At 66.3% G+C, this 23,319-nt stretch carries 12 protein-coding genes; 6 read left to right on the top strand and 6 right to left on the bottom strand.

Going from position 1 to position 23,319, the window contains the following annotated elements; all coding sequences use genetic code 11:
* Nucleotides 1-181: 181 nt before the first annotated feature.
* The 3 genes from KF833_06425 to KF833_06415 all read left to right on the top strand — a co-directional run bounded on the left by KF833_06425 (nt 182) and on the right by KF833_06415 (nt 2,205).
* Nucleotides 182-415: a hypothetical protein gene (locus KF833_06425; protein ID MBX3744929.1), complete on the top strand. Its 234-nt coding sequence runs from the start codon at nt 182-184 to the stop codon at nt 413-415.
* Complete coding sequence (locus KF833_06420; protein ID MBX3744928.1) at nt 412-855, top strand: PIN domain-containing protein; 444 nt, start codon at nt 412-414, stop codon at nt 853-855. The genes KF833_06425 and KF833_06420 overlap by 4 nt, the downstream gene beginning before the upstream one ends.
* Nucleotides 856-984: 129 nt before the next feature.
* Nucleotides 985-2,205 (top strand): ATP-binding protein, encoded by a 1,221-nt coding sequence (locus tag KF833_06415; protein MBX3744927.1) that lies wholly within the window; start codon nt 985-987, stop codon nt 2,203-2,205.
* A 579-nt stretch (nt 2,206-2,784) separates the two neighbouring features.
* Here the strand turns inward: KF833_06415 and KF833_06410 are convergent.
* From KF833_06410 to KF833_06395, 4 genes are all read right to left on the bottom strand, one after another.
* Entirely contained in the window at nt 2,785-3,384 is a 600-nt protein-coding gene (locus KF833_06410; GenBank protein ID MBX3744926.1) for an RES family NAD+ phosphorylase, read from the bottom strand.
* Nucleotides 3,384-3,854: a DUF2384 domain-containing protein gene (locus KF833_06405; GenBank protein MBX3744925.1), complete on the bottom strand. Its 471-nt coding sequence runs from the start codon at nt 3,852-3,854 to the stop codon at nt 3,384-3,386. Before KF833_06405 ends, KF833_06410 begins: the two co-directional genes overlap by 1 nt.
* Before the next feature lie 294 nt (nt 3,855-4,148).
* On the bottom strand, nt 4,149-4,547 hold the full coding sequence (locus tag KF833_06400) for a type II toxin-antitoxin system death-on-curing family toxin (protein ID MBX3744924.1): 399 nt from the start codon (nt 4,545-4,547) through the stop codon (nt 4,149-4,151).
* On the bottom strand, nt 4,544-4,771 hold the full coding sequence (locus KF833_06395) for a hypothetical protein (protein MBX3744923.1): 228 nt from the start codon (nt 4,769-4,771) through the stop codon (nt 4,544-4,546). The genes KF833_06400 and KF833_06395 overlap by 4 nt, the downstream gene beginning before the upstream one ends.
* 712 nt (nt 4,772-5,483) lie before the next feature.
* On the opposite strand from KF833_06395, the gene KF833_06390 reads away from it, so the two are divergent.
* From KF833_06390 to KF833_06380, 3 genes are all read left to right on the top strand, one after another.
* A complete protein-coding gene (locus tag KF833_06390) occupies nt 5,484-6,791 on the top strand; it encodes a hypothetical protein (GenBank protein MBX3744922.1) in 1,308 nt (435 codons plus the stop codon).
* 174 nt (nt 6,792-6,965) lie between these two features.
* Nucleotides 6,966-16,553, top strand: a complete 9,588-nt coding sequence (locus KF833_06385; protein ID MBX3744921.1) for a cadherin-like domain-containing protein — start codon at nt 6,966-6,968, stop codon at nt 16,551-16,553.
* Between the two features lie 30 nt (nt 16,554-16,583).
* On the top strand, nt 16,584-17,297 hold the full coding sequence (locus KF833_06380) for a PEP-CTERM sorting domain-containing protein (protein ID MBX3744920.1): 714 nt from the start codon (nt 16,584-16,586) through the stop codon (nt 17,295-17,297).
* Between the two features lie 150 nt (nt 17,298-17,447).
* Here the strand turns inward: KF833_06380 and KF833_06375 are convergent, their stop codons facing one another.
* Nucleotides 17,448-18,887: a metallophosphoesterase gene (locus KF833_06375; GenBank protein ID MBX3744919.1), complete on the bottom strand. Its 1,440-nt coding sequence runs from the start codon at nt 18,885-18,887 to the stop codon at nt 17,448-17,450.
* Nucleotides 18,884-23,305 carry a tetratricopeptide repeat protein gene (locus KF833_06370; GenBank protein MBX3744918.1) on the bottom strand — a complete coding sequence of 1,474 codons (4,422 nt, stop codon included), beginning with the start codon at nt 23,303-23,305 and terminating at the stop codon, nt 18,884-18,886. The genes KF833_06375 and KF833_06370 overlap by 4 nt, the downstream gene beginning before the upstream one ends.
* Nucleotides 23,306-23,319: the final 14 nt, after the last annotated feature.

Raw genomic sequence — 23,319 nt, 5'->3', positions numbered from 1 at the left:
GTGGGAGAACGATTCGGGAGAAGGCGGGTGAGGATTGAACTGGCGGAGACGATACCGATTCCGATAGCGACCCCGACCCCGATCCCATTGCGCCTTGCGACAACTTGGAGGTGCGTCCGATGGTTTCCCGGACGGGGTTCCTGCATTGACATACGTATGCGTTGCGCCTATGCGTGGATGCATGAAGCGCACGACGCTGGTGCTTGAGGAGGGGCTGCTGGCAGGCATCCGCCGGGAGGCGCAGCGCCGCGGTTGCGACATGTCGCGTTTGGTGAATGACTTGCTGCGCGAAGGGTTGCATCGACGCCCCGACCGACCCCATCCGCGTGTCCGGCTGCCCGTGTTCTCCATGGGGCAAGCACGCGTCAACGTCGCGGATCGTGACGCTCTGGAGGATCTGATGCGCACGCCATGAGCGGCGTCATTGACACAAACCTGCTGCTTTACGCAGCCAATGGCGACTGTCCGGAGCATGCTTCGGCCAGGGCATTTCTAGAGACCGTTTTCAACGATCCCGCTGTCTGGTATCTGACGGAGGGCATTTGCTACGAGTTCCTTCGGGTGGCTACTCACCGCCGGGTGTTCCCTTCCCCGCTGTCGGCCGCAAATGCACTCGGATTTCTCGATGCCTTGATGAGCTTGCCGGGAATGTCGATGCTCCGACCCGGACCAGACCATTGGCGGGCGCTGCGAGATCTGGTGGGATCCGTTCACGCACCGGAAGGGAATCTCTTTTTCGACATTCGCACCGTGGTCCTGATGCGGGAGAACGGAGTGCGGAGGATCTACACCGCGGACACCGATTTCCTGCAGTTTTCGGGGATCGAGGTCATGAACCCCTTAAGACCGGTGTGAGCCCGGCGTGTGGGATTTCCGAGCCATTGAATGGTCGGATGTCCCGTCCATCGTCTTCTGCCATCCGGACAAAGCGTCGCGGCCCCGTTCTTGACATGGTGTCAAGATGCCACTACACGGTGTTGCATTATGACGGGTTACCTTGACCGGGAGATCGTTGTGCGATTGGAAAGCGCGGCGCGACGGTTGCCCGTGGTCGTGCTGTCCGGGCTGCGGCAGGCCGGGAAGAGCACCCTTCTCCAGAACGAGCCCGGCCTGGCTCGCGGACGGACCTACCGCACCCTGGACGACTTCGCCACGCTGGCGGCAGCCCGTTCGAATCCCGAGTCGCTGTTGGAAGGTGCGGTCATCCTCGACGAGGTGCAGCGCTGCCCCGAGTTGCTCGTTGCCCTGAAGCAGCGTGTGGACGCCCGGCGGCAACCGGGTCAGTTCTTCCTCTCCGGGTCGGCCAATCTGGCCTTGATCGGCCATGTCTCGGAGACCCTGGCCGGGCGTGCGGGATACTTCACCCTTCATCCGATGACGCGACGGGAACTGCAGGGAGCCACGAACGAGGAGCCTCTCCTTGCAGCGTTCCTGAGGACGCAATCGATGCCTTCCGGCAAAGCCGTTCCCGTCACGGAACAGGAGGTCCTGCGTGGCGGCCTGCCACCAGCGTGCCTTGGTCCTGAGGGCGGCGTGGCCGAGTGGTTTCGTGCCTACGTGCAGACGTATGTGGAACGGGATGTCCGACAGCTCTCCCAGATCGCCGATCTGCTGGCCTTTCGGACTCTGGCGCAACTGGCCGCCATGCGGACGGGGCAGGTGCTTGTCATCAGCACCCTGGCTCGCGACGCGAAGCTCAACGCCGTCACGACGGGGCGTTACCTCGACCTTCTGGAAACGTCGTTTCTCATTCGGAGACTGCCGCCGTTCCTGAAGAATCGAAGTTCGCGCCTCGTGAAGTCCCCCAAGCTGCACTTCACGGACAGCGGCCTGGCGGCGCATCTGGCAGGAGTCAGTGACATCGAACCGGGTCGGGACGATCTCCTGCGCGGCGCCTTGTTCGAGACGTATGCGGCACAGAACGTCGCCGCCCTTCTGGAGGCCCATGTGCCCGAGGCCCGACTGGCGTACTGGCACGAGCAGGGCCGGCACGAGGTGGATCTGGTGATCGAATCGGGCCGGAGGATCTTCGGCATCGAGGTCAAGGCCGCTTCCCGCTGGACGGATGGCGATCTGTCGGGGCTGCGAGCGTTCCTCCTGCGGACGCCGGACTGCGTGGCCGCCATCCTGGCCTACAACGGGAAGGAAGCCGTGAAGCTGGAGGAGCGCTTGTTTGCAATCCCTCTTGGGCATCTCCTGGGATAGGCAACGTCTCGATTCGCGCCTCGTGCTTCTGCATGACGACGAACGAAGCCGGGAATGGGACAGGGTGGGATAATGATTCAGGAGAAGCCGGGTGAGGAGCGAATGGGCGGAGACGATACCGATTCCGATACCGACCCCGATGGGGGAGGGGGCCGGAACAGGCGGTGGCCCCGGTCCTCCACGGTGGTCGTTCTCATTTCGCCTGGGTCGTTGGGGAGAACCGCAATTCGGGAAAGTTGACGGGCAACCCTGATGATCCCCCCGACGGAGGGATCGGGCCGCGCCATCGGTCCGATCAAGTCGCCCATGGATGCGGTGAATGGTTACTGATACGAAGTGTCCCGGCTTGTCGTCCCACCGGCGTGACTTCTGTGATGTTCAACTGATCGCCGACCTAGATGCGCGCCATGTCCATCAGAGCCGCATCCCAGATCAATCCCTGCGAATTGCCGATCCGGGTAACGAAGGACGAGCCACAGCTCACCCTGGTCACGGCCCGATCGAGGGAGAGTTGGACGATCGAACGACCGCGCTTGGAGCGTGTTTCGGTATCTGTGTCATCTGTGGTGCATTCTCTGGTCAGGGGATTCGCTGGGCAAGGTGGCCGTGCGGGTCATAAACCTCCAGATAATTGCTGGCGACAACGTGAATGCGGTCGGGGAACACCACGACGTTGATGCCGCCAGGACGCTTGGCAGAGGCATATTTGATTCCAACGATGCGTCCGGAATCGTAGGCGAGTTGCCCCAGCCGTTGCGTGGGTGGATGCGGCAGGGGCGTCCAAGTGCCGGTCATCTCCTGGGCGGTTGTGCCGAGCGTCGTCAAGGTAGCTGGATCGGTCAGGTCCAGCAGGTTGTTGAGGATGCCGTCCACACTGATGACCACCCACGGTGCGGAACGAACGGGCACAGGTCCGCCGGGCAGCAGGATCAAGGCGGAGACTTCGATGAAAGCCGTGATGGGATCGTGCCCGAGGTAGATGGAATCGAAGCCGCCTGCGGGGGTGAAGCGTGCGCCGGCAGTTTTGGCCGCACCACCCCACAGTGGTTGAGGCGGGCCGCTCTGGCCCGGCGGCGGGCCGAGCAAATGGCGATAGCCGATGGCGCGCGACCACGGCCCGTGCGCCGAGACCAGGGCGGCGCAATTGAGCGCGGCAGCGAGTTGCAGGAGGGGCAACATCAGACGGGCACGCCAGCGGCAGCGTTTTCGAGAATCCGAAGGACCGCGCTGGAGTTGTTGGCCAGGATCATTTCCAGCGCGGTGTGCCCGTCGAGGTCCGGATGCGAGGTGTTGAGCCAGACCCGGACCGTTTCCGGTTTATGGAAGAAGTCGTGTAGTATCTCGGCGGAGCGCTTCACGGGTTTCAAAGCGGGCTGGAAACCCTCCGCCGAGGGGTTTCGATGAATGGCCTTGTAGTTTAGATGCAGGCCTTCGGCGAGCCGCTTGAGCGGCACACCCAGGTAAGCGGCAAGTTTTTGCGCATCAATGCGTCCGCTGGTTTCATCGTGCAGTTCAGGCAGGATCACCTGCAACCCGCCGACACCGCGCAAGAGCGTCTGCAGTTTTCCCTGCATGGCAGCAACTTGGCTTTGCAGCTCCGCCGCACGCTCCAGGATTTCCGATTCGGCTTCCACCAACGTCGTTTTCATGGCGAAAATCTACATATAATCTACATATAGTCCACAAATAATCCTGTCAGCCTGCCTTTGAACCAAACATGCGCGTTCACAGCCCGTGCTGGCTGGATCACGGCGATGCGAACGAAGCCGGGACTGGGACAGGGTGGGATAACGATTTGGGAGAAGCTGGGTGATGTTCGAATGGGCGGAGCCGATACCGATTCCGATACCGACCCCGACCCCGATGGGGAGGATTGGATGCGCACGTCATGAAGGGTGTCATGGACACAAACCTGACGCTCGGCGCAGCTCGTCCACTTACCTTCACTTACACAGGAGCTCTCGCAGTCGGCGGGTCGTCTGGTCGCGGTCGAACCGGCTGGCGGCGACATCGAAGGCCAATGCCGCCCAGGCATCGACGTCGAGGTTCTCGTCGGGCAGAAGGTTGTTTTCGCTCAGGAACACCAGGCACGTCGCCAGCGCGGTCCGCTTGTTGCCATCGACGAACGGGTGGTTGCGGCAGAGGTAGAACAGATAGGCGGCGGCGATCTCCAGCGGTTCGGTCAGGATCGGTTGACCCATCATGGTGGCCTGCGGCGCCGCCACCGCGGATTCCAACAGGGCCACGTCACGCAAACCGGCCTTGCCGCCGTGGGCCGTCAGCACTTCGGCATGGATGGCCTTTACCGCCTCTGGTGTGGGGTGCGAGAGGGGACGCTTCATGCCAGCCGCCGGAACAGCTCCGCGTTCTTTCTGATCAGGCGATTGGCGGCGACGGCGGCCCTTTCGGGAGTGATGACCGGTCGCAGTGGCGTCAGGACGATCGCACCTCCCTCGTGAACCGTGATGTTCACCTGATCGCCGACCTTGAGGCGCGCCAGGTCCATCAGGGCCGCATCAAAGATCAATCCCTGCGAATTGCCGATCCGGGTGATGGTCTTCGTCATGGCGTCAAACTATGTATTACGCCGGAGGGGGTCAAGCCGGCGGGCAGGGCCCCGTCCTCGTTCCAACCTCGTTGGGGCTGTCCGGCTGCTGTTGGGTGCAGGCGCGGACGTGAGGACGCGGGCTTTCGGAGCTCGTCCCTCCGAAGGGTGAAGCGGGGTGGTGGGATCGGAGGGACCGTTGGGTGTACACGCTTCAGCGTGAGCCTCCCAAATCCGCCCCCGACACGCTACAGCGTGCACACCGAACAAAGTCCGACCCAGCCTCTGCCCCCCCACGTCCCCGCCCTGCCAGCGCACCTCAGACTTTTGCACCAGACCTCGTAATCGTAATCGTAATCGTAATCGTAATCGCCCCGCCCAATTCCCATGCGGCATGGGAGGTCCGAACAGGATCGAACCCATCGGGCCAGCCATGAGGCGACGCTGAAACGGTGCGGCTGCGAGTCGAGGACGATGACGAGTACGAGTACCGCCCTTCGGGCTGAGTACGAGTCCCGGGGAGGGGGAAAAGGTGTGGTGCAGTGGAATGCGGACTCGCGGAGCTCGTCCCTCCGATTCGCTGCCTTCTCACCCACAACTCCGGGATGCACGGGAGGTTCGGGTGGATACGACACTTTTCGTACATTTTTGGGAACGACCCGAACCGCCACCATGCCCCAGGATCTGCACGCAACAGCCATTCAATATCTCTCCCGTCGCGATAAGCATCCCCATGAAACCCAAACTTCGAATCACTCCATGGACTCTCGTGCGGCGCCTGACGGTGCCGCTGGCCGAACTGGCCGCCGCAGCAGGGGCCGTTGCGGCGACCATTCACGTGCCGAGCGACGGCTCGGATGGCGTCCTGACGATCACCACCAATATCGTCGCGCCGAACATCACGGTTACGGGTACGAACATCGTGATCGATCTGGGGATGGCGGTGGACGGGGCGTGGAACGACGACAACAGCGCCCAGAGCGGGTTGGGGGTGTACGACTTCGAAAAGTGGGCGGTGGTGTTCAAGTACAGTTCTGTCTCCATCGCGGCGGGGACGCGGGTGACCTTTCGCAACCATCCGAGCAAGGCTCCCGTGGTTTGGTTGGTGGATGGGGATGTCACCATTAACGGGATACTGGACTTGAGCGGCGCGAACGGGGTGGCCGCGCCCGGTCATGCGGAGCCAGGGCCGGGAGGGTTCCGTGGGGGGCGGGGGTATTATGCACCGGGGGTGGGGGCGGGGTCTGGATTTGGGCCGGGGGGAGGGAGAACTGAAGGCGGCTGGTGGGGGAGTGGAGGCAGCTACGGGGCGCAGGCGTCCGGAACGCCGCCTGCCTACGGGAACCCGTCGCTCGTGCCATTGATTGGAGGTTCCGGAGCAGGGGGAGATGGTGACGAGGGCTGGGGCGGCGGGGCAGGAGGAGGCGCCATTCTCATTGCGGCCGCAGGTTCGGTTACGGTCGATGGTCGTGTCGATGCCAACGGGGGAAACAGACCGGCTCAGAACCCAGGCGGCGGCTCGGGCGGAGGCATCCGCATCGTGACGGGAGATCTCGCCGGGAATGGGATGATCCGAGCCCTGGGCGGCATCGGACAAGGCAACGGCACCGTCGGGCGGATCCAGATCGAGCGGTTGAGCGCCTCTGGCAATCCGACGGTAATACCGGATCCAGGCATCGTGCCCCTTGTGGAGCCGGCCACGGCCCTGATCTGGCCACCGGACGATGGGCCGACGGTGCGCGTGGTCTCGATCGGAGGCGGGGCGGTTCCGGCGGATCCGCGGGCGGATTTCGGGGTCTCGGGACCCGACGTGGCACTGCCCGAGACGGCCTCGACGCAGGTTGTGGTGGAGACGGTGAATGTGGAATCGGCGTCGCAGGTGCAGGTGCGGGTCACCCCGCGGGGCAATGCCAACTTCACGACGGCGGATGCCGCGGTGGAGACGGTGGTGAGCGACACGCCGCTGGTGATCCGCTGGGTGGCGACCCTCCCGGTGACCGTGGGCTACTCGGCGGTTCAGGTGAAGGTGGTGCGCCCGTAGCGGGGTGTGTCGCGGCCGGGTTCTGACGTCACCTCCATCTCTGGAACCATGCATTTCCCGGAGTTCTCCCGGAGTTCGGTGGTCCCTTGCCCGGCCGGCCGGGCGGCTTCCGGGCCATGCCATGTCGGTGGTCGAACGGCCAGGCGCGTCACGGGGCGGGTACCGTTCCTGGCTTTGGCACTGGGCTGGCTGATGGCCGGACCCGGGGTGGGCGCACAGCCGGCGGTGCATGTGAAGGAACTGGTCTCGCGGGAGGTGTCAGTGCTGGTGGGGGGCGATGCGACGTCGGGGATCCGCGAGGTGATGTCACGGGAGGTCTCGATCGCGGTGGAGAACGGAAGGTCGGACATCGCCCAGGCCATTTCGCGGGAAGTCGGATTGGTGGTGGCGACCTACGAGGTGCCCCCGCAGGTGACCGGGGTGGCGATGACCGTTTCGCCGACGGGAGAGACGGTGACGCTCGATTGGGGAGCCTACAATCAGTGGTTGGTGGGGGACATTGTCCGGTTCGACATCTATTACTCGGAGGACGGGCCGTTCGGGAGTGTCACCAACCGGACTCCGGTGCTTGCCGTGCCCGGGGGGGTGACGCAGGCGACGCTGACGGGACTGACGGCCTTCAAAGACCACTATTTCGCGGTGGTGGCGGTGGATGCGCTCGGCGGGTACGACAGTTCCGTGCGGTATGCGGCGGCGTATGTGCTCACGCCGCAGGTACTATCGAGGGAGGTGTCGCTGCTGGTGAACAACGGGCCGGCGGAATGGGTGGCCCAGGTGATTTCGCGGGAGAACAGTCTGGTGGTGGCTACGCCGGAGCCGCCGCCAAGGATCGAGAGTCTGGCCGTCAGCATGTCAGCGGACGGCAGTGAGGCCACTCTCGACTGGAGTGCCTACAACCAGTGGGCAGTGGGGGACATCGTCCGGTTCGACATCTATCGGTCCGAGACGGGACCGATCGCGACCGTGAGCGGGATGGTTCCGGTGCGGTCGGTTCCGGCTGGAACGGCGTCCGTGGTGCTGGAGGGATTGGGGGCGTTCCGGGACCATTACTTCGCCGTGGTGCCCGTCGATGGGCTGGGAAACTTCGACCCGGTCGTGCGGTATGCGGCGGGGTATGTGTTGTTGCCGCAACTGGTGTCGCGTGAGATCTCGATCCTGATCGAGAACGGACCGCCCGACAGGCAGGTGGTATCCCGTGAGGTTTCGCTGGTGGTTCCGGATGCCCTGATACCGGCGCCCGTCACGGGATTGGGGAGCGGATTTGCGGTGGCGACGTCCCGGTCGGCCTTCGGCGCGGTGGATCTGGACTGGAGCCACTACAACGAGGCGGCGCAGAACGATGTGGTCCGGTACCGGATCCATGTGGGATCGGCGTTCTTCGACAACGTTTCCACACTCGAACCGTGGGGGTTCGTTCCGGCCGGGATGCAGCGCTTCACCGTGACCGGACTGGCGGGGAGCGGGATCTTTCACTTTGCGGTGGTTGCGGAGGATGCACTGGGGAACTTCGATGCGACGGTGCGATCCTCCTCCGCCCAGGCCTCGATTGGCGGGGTGGGGGAAGTCATCGGGCTGGCGGTGGTGAGCGGGCCGGACCGGCTGTCCTTCACCTGGGCGCCGCCGGGGGATGCGGGCGAGTTTCTGGCGGCGTTTCGGTTGTATCTCGGGGCGGGCGGCATCCCGGTCCAGATTCCGCCGGACGCGACCTCGTATGAGTTCGATGGGCTGACGCCGGCCACCGGTTATACGCTGCGCATGGCCACACTGGACATTTTCGGGAGGGAGAGTGACGGGACGACGCTGGTGGCCGCGACCTGGCTGCCGAATCCGACCGGGGTCCGACTGGAAGTCGAGGGCGGTTCGGTGTGGCTGGCATGGAATCCGGTTTCGCCCGGGGCGCTGGTTCGGGAGTACGCTGTGTTCGATGGGTTGACGCCGTTCGATCAGGTGTCCGGCCGGACACCCCTGGCAGTGACTTCGCAGTCCCGTGCGGTGGTGGGAACGCTCGAGGCGGTGACCGGGCGGCATTTTGCGGTGGCCACGGTGAACGTCAGCGGCGGCACGGATCCGGCGGTGGTGTCCGTGTCTGCGGTTCGGGAGTCGCAGACGGTGGACTTCCCGGCGCCGCCGGTCGAGGCGCTGGTCATTCCGCTGGCGGCCACGGCCTCGAGCGGGTTGCCGGTCCGCTTTCTCGGAGGGGATCCGGAGGTGGCGGCGCTGGAGGGGAACCTGCTGCACGTCCTGCAGGGCGGCTCGACGACGCTGCTGGCGCGACAGGATGGGAACGATGCGTGGTGGCCGGCCGAGACGTCGCGCACCCTGCGGATCCCGCCGGTGATCGTGACGTTCACGGCGAACGGCGAGGCGTTGGAAGACGGGCAGGTTCTTTACGGCGGTTCGCTGCGGTTGGCGGTCACGGCAGCCGACAAGGAGGGGATCGTCCGGGCGGAGTTTTCCGTCAGGACGGTGGGGGAGACTCCGTGGACTCCCTTGGGGCAGGATGAGTCGGCTGCGGACGGGTGGATGTGGGATGGCACGCTGGCGGGTCTGGCGTCCGGCGAATTGGACCTGCGGGTGACGGTGTTCACCGCCTCGGGGGCTGCGCGCGACGCGGTTCGGCGGGTCGTGCATCACCCGAGCACGCCCGCAGACCTGGTGGCGGTTGAGATCGTCGGGCCGGAATCGGCGTTGGCGGGCACGGCCATCACGGTCCGGTGGACGGTCGAGAACCGGAGTCCGCATCCGCTCAGCGGGTTGCGGCGGGATGGATTGTACCTGTCGGGCGATGCCGCGATCGGGGAGGACCGTTTTCTCGGCTGGGTGGATGTGCCGAACGATCTCGGGCCCCATGCCTTTCAGAACCACGAACGGTCGGTCCTTCTGCCGTCCGGGCTGGCCGGGAACCAATGGCTGGTGGTGCATGTGGATGCGGACGACACGGTGTTCGAGGCGGGTGCCGAGGCGAACAACTGGACCATCGCCGTCGGCCCGATCCTGGTTCATGCGGTGGATCTCGAAGTGGAGGCCCTGGAATTGTCCGCAGCGGGTGGCGTTGCGGGCGGGGACATCGAAGTCGAGTGGCGGGTGAACAATCTCGGATCGGCGCCGACCTCGGCCCTGTGGCAGGACGCCATCCTTTTCACCACGACGCCGGGCGATCCTGCGGGGGCGCGGGTGTTGAAGACGGTGGCCGGGCCCGCTTCGCTGGGGGCGGGGGATCATTATGTGCGGCGCGTTGGCGTGACCCTGCCGTTGGCCGGGGATCTGCCGGCGGGTGCGTATCATCTGGTGGTGCGGGTCAACGCGGGTTCGGTTCAGCCGGAGGCCACCTTCGAGAACAACCTCGCCTCGGCGCCGTTCACGCTGACTTTGCCGCCGCTGCCGGATTTGTCGGTGTCCCTGGTGACTGCGCCCGCGTTGGTTGTGCCGGGTGAGCCGTTCGAGATTGGCTACCAGCTCACCAACGGCGGGTCGGGCCCGGCCCCGGCCGGGTTTGGCGCGGCCATTCATCTCGCGACGCCGGGGGGATCCACGCTGGGTGCGCCGCTGGTCCGCGTGCCCAACACCCCTCCGAGGATGCCCGGCGAGGTTTGGGACCAGACGGCCGTGGCAACGCTCCCGGGTTCGGTGGGGGCCGGCACGTACCGGATCGCGGTGCGGGTGGATGACGAGGGAGTGGTGGTGGAGGGGGACGAGGCGAACAACCTCGGCCTCAGCGCCACGTTCGAGGTGGCGGCGGTGCTGGGGCTGCGTCTGGCGGTGACCGACGTGCGCGAGGATGTCAGTCCGCCCCAGGTGAGTGCCCTGTTGAGCCGCAACTCGACGACGGCCGTTCCGCTGGACGTTCTGCTGACCTCCTCGGAACCCGACCGCCTTGGCGTGCCGGCGACCGTGCGTTTCGAGGTCGGGCAGAGTTCCATTCCGGTGGCGTTCACCGTGGTGCCCGATGGCGTTCCGGGCCCGGACGCATCGGTGACGATCACGGCTGCGGCGTCCGGACATCGCACCGCCACCGCCGATCTCGTGGTGCGCAACGTGGATCTTCCAGCCCTGCTGGTGATGCTGGATCCGGTCGAAGTGATCGAAGGCGAGGCGGCGGCGGGAACGGTGTTCCGGACGGGGTCCAGTGGAGAGGCGGTCACGGTGAACTTCAGCGCGTCGCACCCTTCGCAGGTGATCCTGCCGGGCCCGGTCCCCATTCCCGCGGGCATGGCCGAGGCCACCTTCACGGTGTATGCGGTGGACGATTCGCTGGTCGAAGGCACCCAGACCTACACCCTGCTCGCCTCCGCTCCCGGCCACACCACGGGAAGCGCGACCCTGACCGTGGTGGACAACGATGTGCCCGAGCTCGAACTCACGGTCACGCCGGAAACCTTCAGCGAAGGGGCGGGCGTGCAGGCAGCAATCCTCACGGTGCGTCGATCGGTGGGTTCGTCGCGGGACTTGTCCGTGGCCCTGTCGTCCGACCGGCCGGACCTGGTGCAGGTGCCTCCCAGCGTGACCATCCCCGCCTTCAATGTGGTGGCTTCCGTGCCGGTGGCCGCCCTCGACAACACCGAAGTCGGGCCGCCCCAGACCGTGACCTTGAGTGCGGTGGCCCGGGTGAGCGGAACGGCCCAGGAAATCGGGACGCCCGTCACCGTTGCCGTGACCGTGACCGACGACGATGGGCCGACCTTGAGCGTCGCGCTCGCCGACCCGGTGGTGCGGGAGGGTTCGACCACCGTCGGAACCGTCCGACGCAACACCGGCACGGATGGAGATCTGTTGGTGTTGCTGACTTCGAGTGACACCGCCGAGGCGATGGTGCCGGTCGAGGTGGTCATTCCCGACGGGGCGGACTCGGCTGTGTTCACGGTGGTGACTCTCGAGGATGGCGTGCCGGACGGAAGCCGGTCGGTCACGGTGACGGCCGGGGCGGACGGGTACACGCCTGGGCAGGCGCGATTGACCGTCACCGACGCCGACCTGCCCGACCTGGTGATATCCGAGGTGTTCGGTCCGGCGACGGCCCTGGTGGGGGAACGGGCGAACCTGACCTTCCGCGTGGCCAACCAGGGCGTGGCCCCGGCCCGCGGCCGGTTCGTCCAGCGTGTGTTTCTGTCCCGCGACGCGCTGGTCGGGGACGATCTGCTGATCGGGAACTTCGACCTGACCCCTTCCGGCGACGGCTTCGCGCCGGGGTTGTCCTTCGCGCAGACCGTGCCGAGCCATGTCTTCACCGAAGTGGGCGACTACTGGGTGGTGGTGACCGCGGATGTCGAGGACTCCGTGGAGGAACTCGACGAGACCAACAACACGCGCATTGCCGCCGTGCCGATCCGGGTCGAGTCGGACTTCACGGCGACGGTGCAGGTCGATCTCCCGGGTCGCACCGCACCGGCCGGAACCCCGGTGCCGTTGAGCGGGTGGGCCCTCACCCCGGGCGGACAGCCGGCGGTTGGAAAGCGGGTCGATGTTCATCTGCACCTGCGCGAGTTCCGGCGGGTCCTCTCGGCGATCACCGATGCCAGCGGGCATTTCAGCATGGTCTTCCGACCGCTCCCGGGTGAGGCCGGGCACTACACGGTTGGCGCCGCGCGCGGCGGGGAGAAGACCGCGACGCCCCAGGACGCCTTCACCCTGTACGGCGCCGCCTTCGAGCCGCCGTTCCTCGAAGTCCGGATCGACGAAGGCAGCAGCGTGGCGGGGCATGTCCGGTTGCGGAACCTGAGCGACGTCCCGCTGACCGGGCTGTCCGGAGCGATCCTGGGCGAGGGCGGTGAACTCAGCGGAACGGTCACCTTGAGTGGCGCGGGATTGCCGGGGCTGCACTTCATTGAAGCCCACTACACGCTGACCGCGGGCTTCCTGTCGGGAGGGGCGGCGATGGGTCCCCAGACCGCGGAGCGAACCCTGCGGGTCACCACGGCCGAAGGGACCACGCACGACCTGCCGATGACCGTGACCGTGGAGCCGTTGCGCCCCCGGTTGCGAACCGAGCCGGACGAACTGGTTGCTGGGATGGTCCGGGGCGGCCAGCGGGCGGTGGAGTTCACGGTCATCAACGAAGGTCGGGCGGACACCGGTCCGCTGTCGGTGTCGTTGCCGGAGGCAGCCTGGCTGCGGCTGGCCAGTCCGAACCCGATGCCTTCCCTGGCGCCCGGCGCCAGCAACACCGTCACGCTCCTCCTGTCACCCGCCGCCGATCTGCCGTTCGGACCGTACACGGGCCACCTGGCCCTCAACGGTTCCGCCACCCATCTCCGCGTGCCCTTCACGTTCCGGTGCCTGAGCGAGCTGAAGGGCGACCTGTTGGTGCGGGTGGTGGACGAGTACACCTACTACGCCGAGGGGAATCCGCCGGTGACCAACGCCACGGTGACGGTCACGGATGCGTTCACGGGGGAGGTGTTGCATCGGGGTCTCAGTGACAACAGCGGTGAGGTGTTGTTCACAGGGTTGCCGGAAGGCTACCATGCGGTCGAGGTGGTGGCGCCGGATCATGCGACCTTCCGGACGACCGCTCTGATCGACGCGGGTTCGGTCCGCGAGGTGCGGGCCTTTGTCGGGCGCGAATTGGTGAAGCATCGGTGGAAGGTCGAGCCGACTGAAGTGGAAGATCGGACGCGCCTTACCATTGAGAGCACGTTCGAGACCTTTATTCCCGTGCCCATCATCACGGCCGATCCTCCTGTCATTGTGGATTTCCTCGGGCCTGGCGAGGAGAAGGTCATTGAACTGACACTGACAAATCATGGCTTGATCGCTGCCAACGACGTTCACTTTGTGATCCGACCCGGGCGTGGATTCCGAGTGACACCGCTCATCGAGATTGTCGGTCAGATTCCGGCGCGCAGCAGCATCGGGGTGCCCGTGTTGCTTTCGAGAGAGGCGGACGCCGGGGCGCCGGGCGGGCTGCGGATTGCGGCAGGGGAGGCGGACGATGACTGTTCGTTCCCAGAGGTTACCGTGCTGTACCAGTACTACTGTGGTCCGGACGGCATATGGCGATCCTTCGAGATCCCAATGTGGCTTCTCGACTACTACGCGTGTTTCAGAGGCATCATCAGCCGCAACGTCCTGGACGCGATCTGTTCATGCGCGGCGTTGTTTCATGTCAATCTGGGTTGCCTGTGTGCCATCTACGATCTGGCCAAGAGTCCCAGCGGCAGCGGCGCGGCGACGGCATTGAAGGAGTGTTGCCCAAGCCTTGCCCCGACTCCCGGGTTGATACGCAGGCGTGGAGAGGATGGTGGAGGGGGAGGGATCATCATCCAGCCAGGCACCCTGCTTGAGCGATGGAAATGCGAGGATCGGCGCGTCGCCAGCCGTGCCAGTGGCGAAAGGCGGGAGGCGTTGAACGCGGGAGTCGCGTCGATTCCGCCGGAATCCGAGGATGAGGGTGTGTGTGCCCGCGTCCGGTTACGGATTGAGCAGGATGCTGTGACCACCCGCGATGCGTTTCGCGCTACGCTGGAGGTGGACAATGGCACGGCGGAGTCCCTCACGGAAGTTGGCGTCGAACTGTCGATTGGGGACGGCGAAGGGGTTCTGGCATCCGAACTCTTCGGCGTGCGGGCACCCATACTGGACGGCATCACCGGGGTGGACGGGGGCGGAGTCATTGCCCCGCAATCCGCGGGCTCGGCGACGTGGATTTTGATTCCGACGCTGGATGCGGCGCCGGAGGGGCCGACGGTGTATCTCGTGGGCGGGACGTTGAGTTACACGCAGAACGGGACGCGGGTGCGGGTGCCGCTGGCGGACGTGCCGATCACGGTGCATCCGGGCCCGGAACTGTATGTGGACTACTTCCATCAGCGGGATGTGTTCAGCGACGATCCGTTCACGGAGGAGATCGAGCCGGCGATTCCGTATTCGCTGGGGGTGATGGTGCGGAACCTGGGGCGTGGCGAGGCCCGGAACTTCCGGATCACGTCGGGTCAGCCGCAGATTGTGGAGAACGAGAAGGGTTTGCTGATCGACTTCAACCTGATCGGGACCGAGGTGGCGGGGGAGACTCTGAGCCCGTCGTTGACGGCGAATTTCGGGAACATCGCGCCGGGCGGGAACGTGATTGGGCGGTGGTTGTTCACCAGCTCGCTGCAGGGGTTGTTCATCGATTACAGCGCCACCTTCGAGCACCTGGATGCCATTGCGGGGCGGCGGTTGTCGTTGATCCAGGAGGTGGGCATCCACGAGATGATCCGGATGGTGGCGGCTCCGGGGCCGTTCGAGGACGGGCGGCCGGATTTCCTGATCAACGGGATTCCGGACCTGGAGGATTTGCCGGACACGGTGTGGTTGAGCGACGGGACGACCGCGCCGGTGAGCGTGGGTCTGGAGGCCATGCCGCTCGGGGTGCCGGGCGGGGAGGGCGGCGAGGTGGCGGTGGAAATGGTGGTGCCGGAGGGATTTGTGTACATGCGCTTCCCGGATCCGGCGGGGGCGACGGGTGCCTTGCCGGTGCGGCTGGCCGGGGTGCGACGCGGCGACGGGACGATGCTGGCGCCGGAGAACTTCTGGCAGACCGACCGGACCTTCATCGGGTTGGGGCGGCGTCCGATCCGGGAGAACCGGGTGCATCTGTTCGACCATGATCTGGGCGGTTCGTACACCCTGGTGTATGAGCCGGTGGCGGGGCTGGATCGGGAGGCTCCAACGAGCCGGGTGGCGACACTGCCGGCGGAGGTCGGGCTGGAGTTTGCGGTGCGTTGGTCGGGGACGGATGACCGGCCAGGGCCGCTGTCCTTCGATGTGTTCGTTTCGACGGACGACGGTCCGTTCCTGCCGTGGCGGGTGGAGACGACGGCGACGAGCGGGATCTTTGCGGGGGAGATGGGGCGTCGGTACGCCTTCTACAGCGTGGCGCGCGACGCGGCGGGGAACCGGGAACTCCCGCCGGTGTCGGCCCACACCACGACGCGGGTCGGGCTGGCGAACCGGGCGCCGGTGATCGAGCCGGTATCGGAGCAGCGGGTGGCGCCGGGGAGCGAGTTGCGGGTGGCGTTGCGAGCCAGCGATCCGGACGGCGACCCGATCACCTGGCGGTTGCGGCAGGGTCCGGTGGGCTTGACGCTGGACGGTGCGGGCGTGGTGCGGTGGGCGACGGGGCCGGCGCATCGGGGGACGGTTCACGCGGTGGAGGTGGAAGCACGGGATACGGGGGTGCCGCCACTGGCGACCACGAGTGCGTTTCAGGTGGTGGTCGAGGGGGGCAACCGGCCTCCGGTGGCGGGAACGGACGTGTTGAGCCGACCTCCGGGCAAGCCGGGGCGGATGCGGGAGAGCCGACTGCTGGTCAACGATACGGATCCGGACGGGGACACCGTGCATCTGGTCGGCGTTGCGGCGACGAGTGCCGGGGGCGGGACGATCCGGCGCAGCGAGGGATGGATCACCTACACGCCGCCGCCGGGTGAGGATCAGCCGGACGAGTTCACGTACACGATCACGGACGGCGAGGCGGAGGCGACGGGACGGGTGCGGGTGATCGTCGAGGATCCGGACGGCGGATTGAGCCTGAACATTCTCGGGCTGACGGTGGAGGCGGACGGGCGGGTGGCGTTGCGCATGGCGGGTATTCCGGGACGGCAGTACGCGTTGCAGACGGCCAGCAGCCTGCTGGCCCCGGTGTGGCACACGATCGGGGTGCGCACGGCGGATGCGAACGGGCGGTTCACCTTTGTGCATGAAGAGCCGCCTCCGGTGGCGGCGTTTTACCGGGCGATCGAGTACACGCCGGCGCCCGGGCCGGCGGTGCGTGCGCTTCGGTGAGGACGGAATGCCTGGAACCTCAATCTCACGATGAAACTCAATACATGCCTGGTTGGTGGTCTGGCGGTCGTCGGGCTGCTGGGGTTTGGCGCGGCGAAAGGCCGTGCCCAGATGATGTTCTTCGAGGTGGACCGGGCGGTGCCGGATGGCAATCCGGCGGGCCTCGCCGACGTCCGGACCCTCGGCGGGATCGCACCCGGGCTGCCGTTCACGGTGGGGTTATCGATCCGGGGGCGCGACGAGGACGGGATGTTGAGCGGGGACCTGTACGTGACGCTGTCGCATGAGGGGGTGGGTGGGGAAGTGGACGCCATGGTGGTCCTCTTGAACCGGCCGGGGCGGCGCGTTGAGGACGGGGAGGGGTACAAGGACAACGGTCTGGCGGTGACGTTCTCGGCGGATGGCGATTTGCCCGACGTTCACAACTACCGTCTGGTCTTGAACGGAGACCACGGGATTCCGCTGGGCGGCCCATTGACCGGGATGTGGTCGCCAGACGGGCGGAGCACGGATCCGGATGGGGTCCTGGACACCGACCCGCGGGACACGGATCTGGCATCGTTCTTTGCGCTGGAGACCTACGACGGAAAGTGGACGCTGTTCGTGGCGGACCTGATGCCGGGGGGCACTGCGCAGTTGGAATCCTGGAGTCTGACCTTTGTTCCGGAGCCCTCACGGGTCGCACTGATGTTCGGGGCGGGGTTGCTGGTGCTGGCGGGTTTGAGGCGGCGGGGACGCGGGTAGCGTTGGTCCCCCCCATCCACCGCTTGATGACCGCGCCGCTCCGTCGGCGGACCGGGCGGACCGGGGCAGGTCTGCGTCGATGAGGAAACGACCGGGAGTCCTCCGCGTGACAGGGCGTCCACTAGTCCGCACCGGATGCCAGGCTCTTCGTCAGGTGGGAGCGGGCGGAGCGATCGCGCCCGGGGCGTCCCGCAATACCGGACCTTGGGGGGTGATCTCAGCCCAGGTCAGGCGCCAATGGAAAGGCAGGTGGCCGCCTTCGAAGGATTTCCACAGGGCGTCGATTGCGGCATCCGATTCGTCGGCCGGATCGAGCTGGAGGAGGTTCGTCCAAGTGCCGGTATTGAGGTAGTGGTGCGGCGTGTCTTCCCGCGCCCACGATCGGGCCGCATGAGTGTGGCCGCAGACGACGACGCGCTGCGTCTCGCGCGGCAGGCTTTCTGGCAGCCAGGCATCGACCACCGCGCGGTCTGCGGCGGACAATTCGGTGGGATTGAAGAAGGCCGCAACGCTCTTCCGAACCTGCCGCAGCCACCCGCGGAACATCCAGCGACGGGCGCGACCGATCGATCCGGCGGCGGCGGCGAGGGTTCCATGGAGTGCCGGTTCGTCACCCCGGAACAGCGCCGACATCTCCGCTTCGAGGACGGCCTTGGTGACCCCGTCCGGCAGTCCATCCGCGATCAGGCCCGCCATCGCCTGTTCGAACCCCTGCTCGACCTCCCGTCCGCCGGAATCGCTCCCGGTTGACCTGGGTTCCGGAGCCGGTCCAGACGGTTCCTGCGCGCCAAGCACCGTGGGGGGCTGCAGTCGGCGCAGCAGCGACCGCAGGATTTCCGCCTGTATTAGGCGGAACCCGGCGGGTAGATGCCGGCGGAAGAGCGGGGGATCGAGCGCCCACAACAGAGCGAGAGTCGCGTATTCCGGCTTGAGCGCGTCCAGAAACGGAAACCTCCTTCGGCCGGTCCGCGGATCCATCGCCCGCTTGAAGGCATGCAGCGTGGTCAGGACGAACTGGGAACCCGGCGGAAGCGGGATGGAGTCCTCGCCCCGCGTGAGGGCGGCATGGATGCGTCGGGGATCGCAGTCATTGAGCGGGTCCCCGCGATGACCGTGGCCGACGATGACCTCCCACGCTCCCGATCCCGCCCGCCACGGTTCCGCGTCCCGCCAGATGGAGAAGCCGTCGGCCTCGCCGAGCGCGTCGCGCCAGACCTTGTCCGTGTCCGGATGAAACCATTCGAGATCGTGGTTGCCGGGCAGCAGGACGACCTGGCCTCCGCGGTCGATCCACTGGCGCAAGGCCGCGAGCCACGGCTCCATCCAATCGGTCTCCGAGCGCAGGCGCCTCATCAGTTCGCCCGCCAGGCGTGCCGCCGTGGCGAGGTGAAGGCTCAACGGCCGATCCTCGATAAGGAGGAAATCGAAAATGTCTCCGGCCAACACCAGCGCCTCGCCCCGCCTCGCCGCCTCCGCCTGGATCCGGGTGAATTCGGCGAGTGCCGGGCCGGCCGCGAAGTTGCCCAGGCGCTCCGCCGGGGTGAGGTGCAGGTCGCTGAGGAGGACGATGCGGTGGTATTCGGGGATCATAGGGGCGCAACCGGTCCCATCGTCTCGTCCATCGGGCTCAGGGGATCGATGCCCCGGTCCTGGAGGGCCTGCAGGCTTGCCGCGGCGGCGTTGGCGACCAGGGCTTCGCATTCCTCGACCAGCATGGGGTTTGGGTTTTCCGGATCGAAATCCGGAATCTCATTGGCCAGGATCCGGCCACGTTCCCCAGCAGACGGGTCGTCGATGCTTTTCGCTTTGGTCCAGGAGAGGTAGAGAGCGGCGACGGCTGACTGCGGATCCTTCATTGCGAGGGCTCGCGCCAGATCGCGCAGGGCCAGTCCCTGCCCAAACGCATCCTCGAGATCCGCGAGGCCTTTCCATGCCCATGCGCCGAGGACGATCGCGCGGTCGATCTCGCCCGCGGCCGCCGCCGCCCGGGCGAGGTATCCAAGGCTGCCGGCCATTCCGAGGCGACTCTCGATGGCTGCCTGAATGGCGAGGGCTTCCCGATAGCGATTGAACGCCGACCCGGGGTTTCCCTGACGGAGGGTCAGCTTTGCGATGCCTAGGAGCGTGTTGGCCTCTCCGAGCCGGTCCTCGATCTGGCGATAGATGGGCAAGGCCTCGCGGTAGCTCTGCTCGGCGTCCTGGAGCCGGTCCCTGCGCACCTGCAGATCGCCCAGCGCTTGGAGCGTGTTGGCCTCGCCGAGGCGGGCCGCGATCTGGCGATAGATGGCCAAGGCGTCGTGGTAGTGCTGTTCGGCCTCTTGGAGCCGAGCCCTACGCGCCTGCAGGTCACCGAGGGTCCTGAGCGTGTTGGCCTCGCCGAGCCGGGCCTCGATCTGGCGATAGATGGGCAGGGCTTCGCGCAAGTTCTGCTCGGCCTCCTCTAGTCGGTCGTCGCGGAGCTGCAGAGCACCGAGAGCCCTGAGCGTGTTGGCCTCGCCAAGCCGGTCCTCAACCTGGCGATAGATGGGCAAAGCCTCGCAGTAGCTCCGCTCAGACTGCTCGATTAGGTCTCGGTGTGCGTGCAGGTCACCCAACACTTTAAGTGTGTTGGCCTCGCCAAGGCGGTCCTCGAACTGCCGAAAGATCGGCAAGGCTTCGCGATAGCTCAACTCGGCTTCCCAGGGCCGTGCTTTGCGCGCTTGCAGATCGCCCAGTGCCCGGAGCGTGTTGGCCTCACCGAGTCGGGCCTCAATCTGCCGAAAGATGGGCAATGCCTCGCGGTAGCTTTGTTCGGCATCCTTGAGCCGGTCCCCGCGCACCTGCAGATCGCCCAGTGCTTGGAGCGTGTTGGCCTCGCCGAGCCGGAATTCCATTTGCCGGAAGATGGTCAAGGCGTCGAGGTAGGTCTGCTCGGCCTCCTGAAGCCGATCTCTGCGCACCAGCAGATCGCCCAGCGCCTTAAGGGTATTGCCCTCGCCGATGCTGTAATCAATATCGCGAAAGATGATAAGGGCCTTGCGGTAGTTTGATTCGGCTTCGTCCAGCCGCGCCCTGCGCGCTTGGAGGTCACCCAGTCCTCTAAGGGTGTTGGCCTCGCCGAGGCTCTCACCAATCTGGCGAAAGACGATCAGGGACTGGCGGTAGTTCGATGTGGCCTTTTGGAACTGCGCCCTGCGGACTTCTAGGTCACCCAGTGCATGGAGTGCATTGGCTACGCCCATCGGGTTCCCGATCTGTTGGTGGATCGCCAAGGCGTCGAGGTACGTCTGCTCGGCCTCCTGGAGCCGCGACCGACGCATCAGTAGATTGCCCAGCGCTTGGAGCGTGTTGGCCTCGTCAAGCCGGGCCTCGGTCTGCCGACAGATGCGCAAGGCCTCGCGGTAAGACACCTCGGCCTCCTGGAGTTGGTCTCCCTCTGCTTCCAGATCGCCCATCGATCGGATTGCTGCCGGGAGGCGAATCCCGGACCATTGAAGCCATCGTTGAACGGCATCCAAGGCCGCCTGAGCCCTGCCGGCAAACAATTCGATCGTCGCCCAGGCTTCGATGGCGGAGTCCGCTGCCAGCCAGGCACGGCAGGCCATGGCCGTGTTCAGGCCGGCAAATTGAATGAATAGGGCGTTCAGATTCTGCCCATCCTCCCCGGCGGTCCGCAGTGCTATCCCAGTGCGTCGGGGAACTCCTAGGTTCGCAGAATGATGCCCCACCAGCCATCGGGCCAGCGCTTCCGCCGCAGCGATCAGCCGTGCGTCGCGTTGCGGATCCTGGTGGCGGCTCCACTCACGGTGGGCGTACCACTGGAGGGGCGCCGGCAGGCGCAACCGGCGATCGCCGCCCACGACCTGGATCATGCTGTGCCGGCGCAGCAGTGCGACCGCCTCGGCCGCCTCCTCGCCGAAGATGGGAAGCGCCAGCGCCGAGGGTAGTCCCGCGGGAAACACACTCAGCCACCGGAAGACATCGGCGGCCTGCGAGGACGCGGAGGAGAGCGCGTCGTAGGCCAGGTCGAGACTGGCCACGAGACGCTGGGATCGCTGCAGACGTCGTTCGTCGAGCGTGCCGGGAGCGGCCTCGCCCAGCATCTGGTACGCCTCGACCGCGTCCACGCGGTGCTCGCGCACCCTTCGAAGGAGCGAACGGATCGGAAAGCTTCTGCCCGCCTGGCCGGCCACAAGGACGATCGATCGCGGATGGCCGTCCAGGAGCTTCAATAGCTCCTCCAGGTCCGGGGAACGAACCTCGTCGTCGTCGAGCCTTGGCCCGGCGATCGCCAGGAAGACCTCGCGGGCGTGACCGGCCGGCAGGACATCGACGTCGAGGACGTTCTCCGTCACACCGTCCAGGTCCCCCGATTCCCGGCGGCTGGCGAGCAGGCATCGGAGTCCGGGTACTGCGGCGAATGCCTGCGCGAGGAACTGGCGGAGGCGGTGCGGGTCGGCGGCGATGAGGTCCTCGGCGTTGTCGAGAATCCACAACACCCGGAGCTTCCCCATGGCACGAAATAGGGCTGACGGTCCTTCGAGATCCCTGGATTCCGGGAAGAGTTCCGATGCGACCCGGGCGACGATGGCATTCACCGAGGTGAGGGATTGAAGGGAGAGCCACACGGCGCGTTCGACCAGGAGCCCGCCGGATTCCAGGCGTGCGACGGCCGCCCGCGCGAGTTCGCTCTTTCCGATGCCGGGCAGGCCCGTGAGGGTGACGAGGCGGTGGGCGGTCATCCGCCGGATCAGCTCGGCGAGGTCGGCTTCCCGCCCGCGAAAGTACGGGACCGGGTCAGGCGCCGAGAGGACGAAGGCCCGATCCTTCTCGCGTTCGAGGATCTCTTCGAAGCTCTGGCGGAGGCGCTGCTCGAACGAGATGCTTTCGCCACGAAGAGGCCGTGCGTAATACACAGGTGCCGCCCATTGGAGATCGCTCGAGTGCAGGCTGCGCCGGGCGTCGCTCACCGCCTCCTCGAGCGATCGGGCGGTCTTCCTGGCCGCGTCGAAGATGGCGCGCGCGAGGGTGACGCTGCGCTCGGCGTCCACGGGCACATGCGCCGCCACCACCGCCACCACGCGACCGTTCTTGAGCAACTGCGCCGACAGTCCGTCCAGTTCGCGGTTTCGCTCGCCCCCATGGCAGATCCAGAGGAAAGCAACCCGAACCCGGGCGGATCGGAATGCGGCGGCGAAATCGCCTGCCGATACCGGTTCCCCGGAATCGTTGGGATCGCTTCGATTCCCGGGATCATGGAGCCAGACCCTTCCGCCTCCGCGCTGCCCGTGGGCGATGCAGGCCACGACGTCGATGGGGCTGTGCTCGGCGAAGTACGCGCGCAGAGCGGGCAGGGAAGCCCGGCTGCATGGGTCCAGCGCCGTTCCCCCCAGTGCCGTCGCGCCGTCGCGGACGGCGGCACAGTGCGCCTCGAAGACGGCGGCCGGGAGCGGCAGCCCGGAGGACGCGACCGTATTCGCCCACACGGTCCCGAGCTTCGTGCCTGGCTCCCACGACCACGATTCCGCTTCGAGATCGGTGAACGTCCGGACGACGGACGAACCGCCCGCGCGAAAGGCGAAGGCGCCGTCCGAGGCGAGGAGTTCGAAGGGCACGGAGGCAGGATCGAAGGAGAGATCAAGGTCCCCTGGGAACGTGAGGAACAGACGGAGCGGCCGGTGTTCCCGCAGCGCGCGACACCGCAGATTCTCCCACGTCCGCCGGATCTCGGCTTCGCGGGTGGGGAAGAGCCAGTCCGCGAGCCATCGACCGAAGTCGAGCGCCTCTCCCTCGGACCACGCATTCTGGGCGAACCGGGCCTGTGCCTCCTCGAACGTGCCCGTACGGTCGCCGCCCAGGGGAACATCCTTCGGAAGAGCGAGGGACATCACCATCCCGGCGGGACTGGCCAGGGAGTGATCCACGACATGCACGTCGAAGGCGGGACGCAGATCCCCTCCTTCGGCGGCCTCCCGACGGATTCCGGAGAACCGAAGTTCGAGGTCAAGGGGAGTGCGAGGGAGCGGCATCGGGAGGGTCGCGA

The organism is Verrucomicrobiia bacterium, from assembly GCA_019634625.1.
Taxonomy (GTDB): Bacteria; Verrucomicrobiota; Verrucomicrobiia; order Limisphaerales; family CAIMTB01; genus CAIMTB01.
This window is presented reverse-complemented; position numbering and strand designations above follow the sequence as displayed.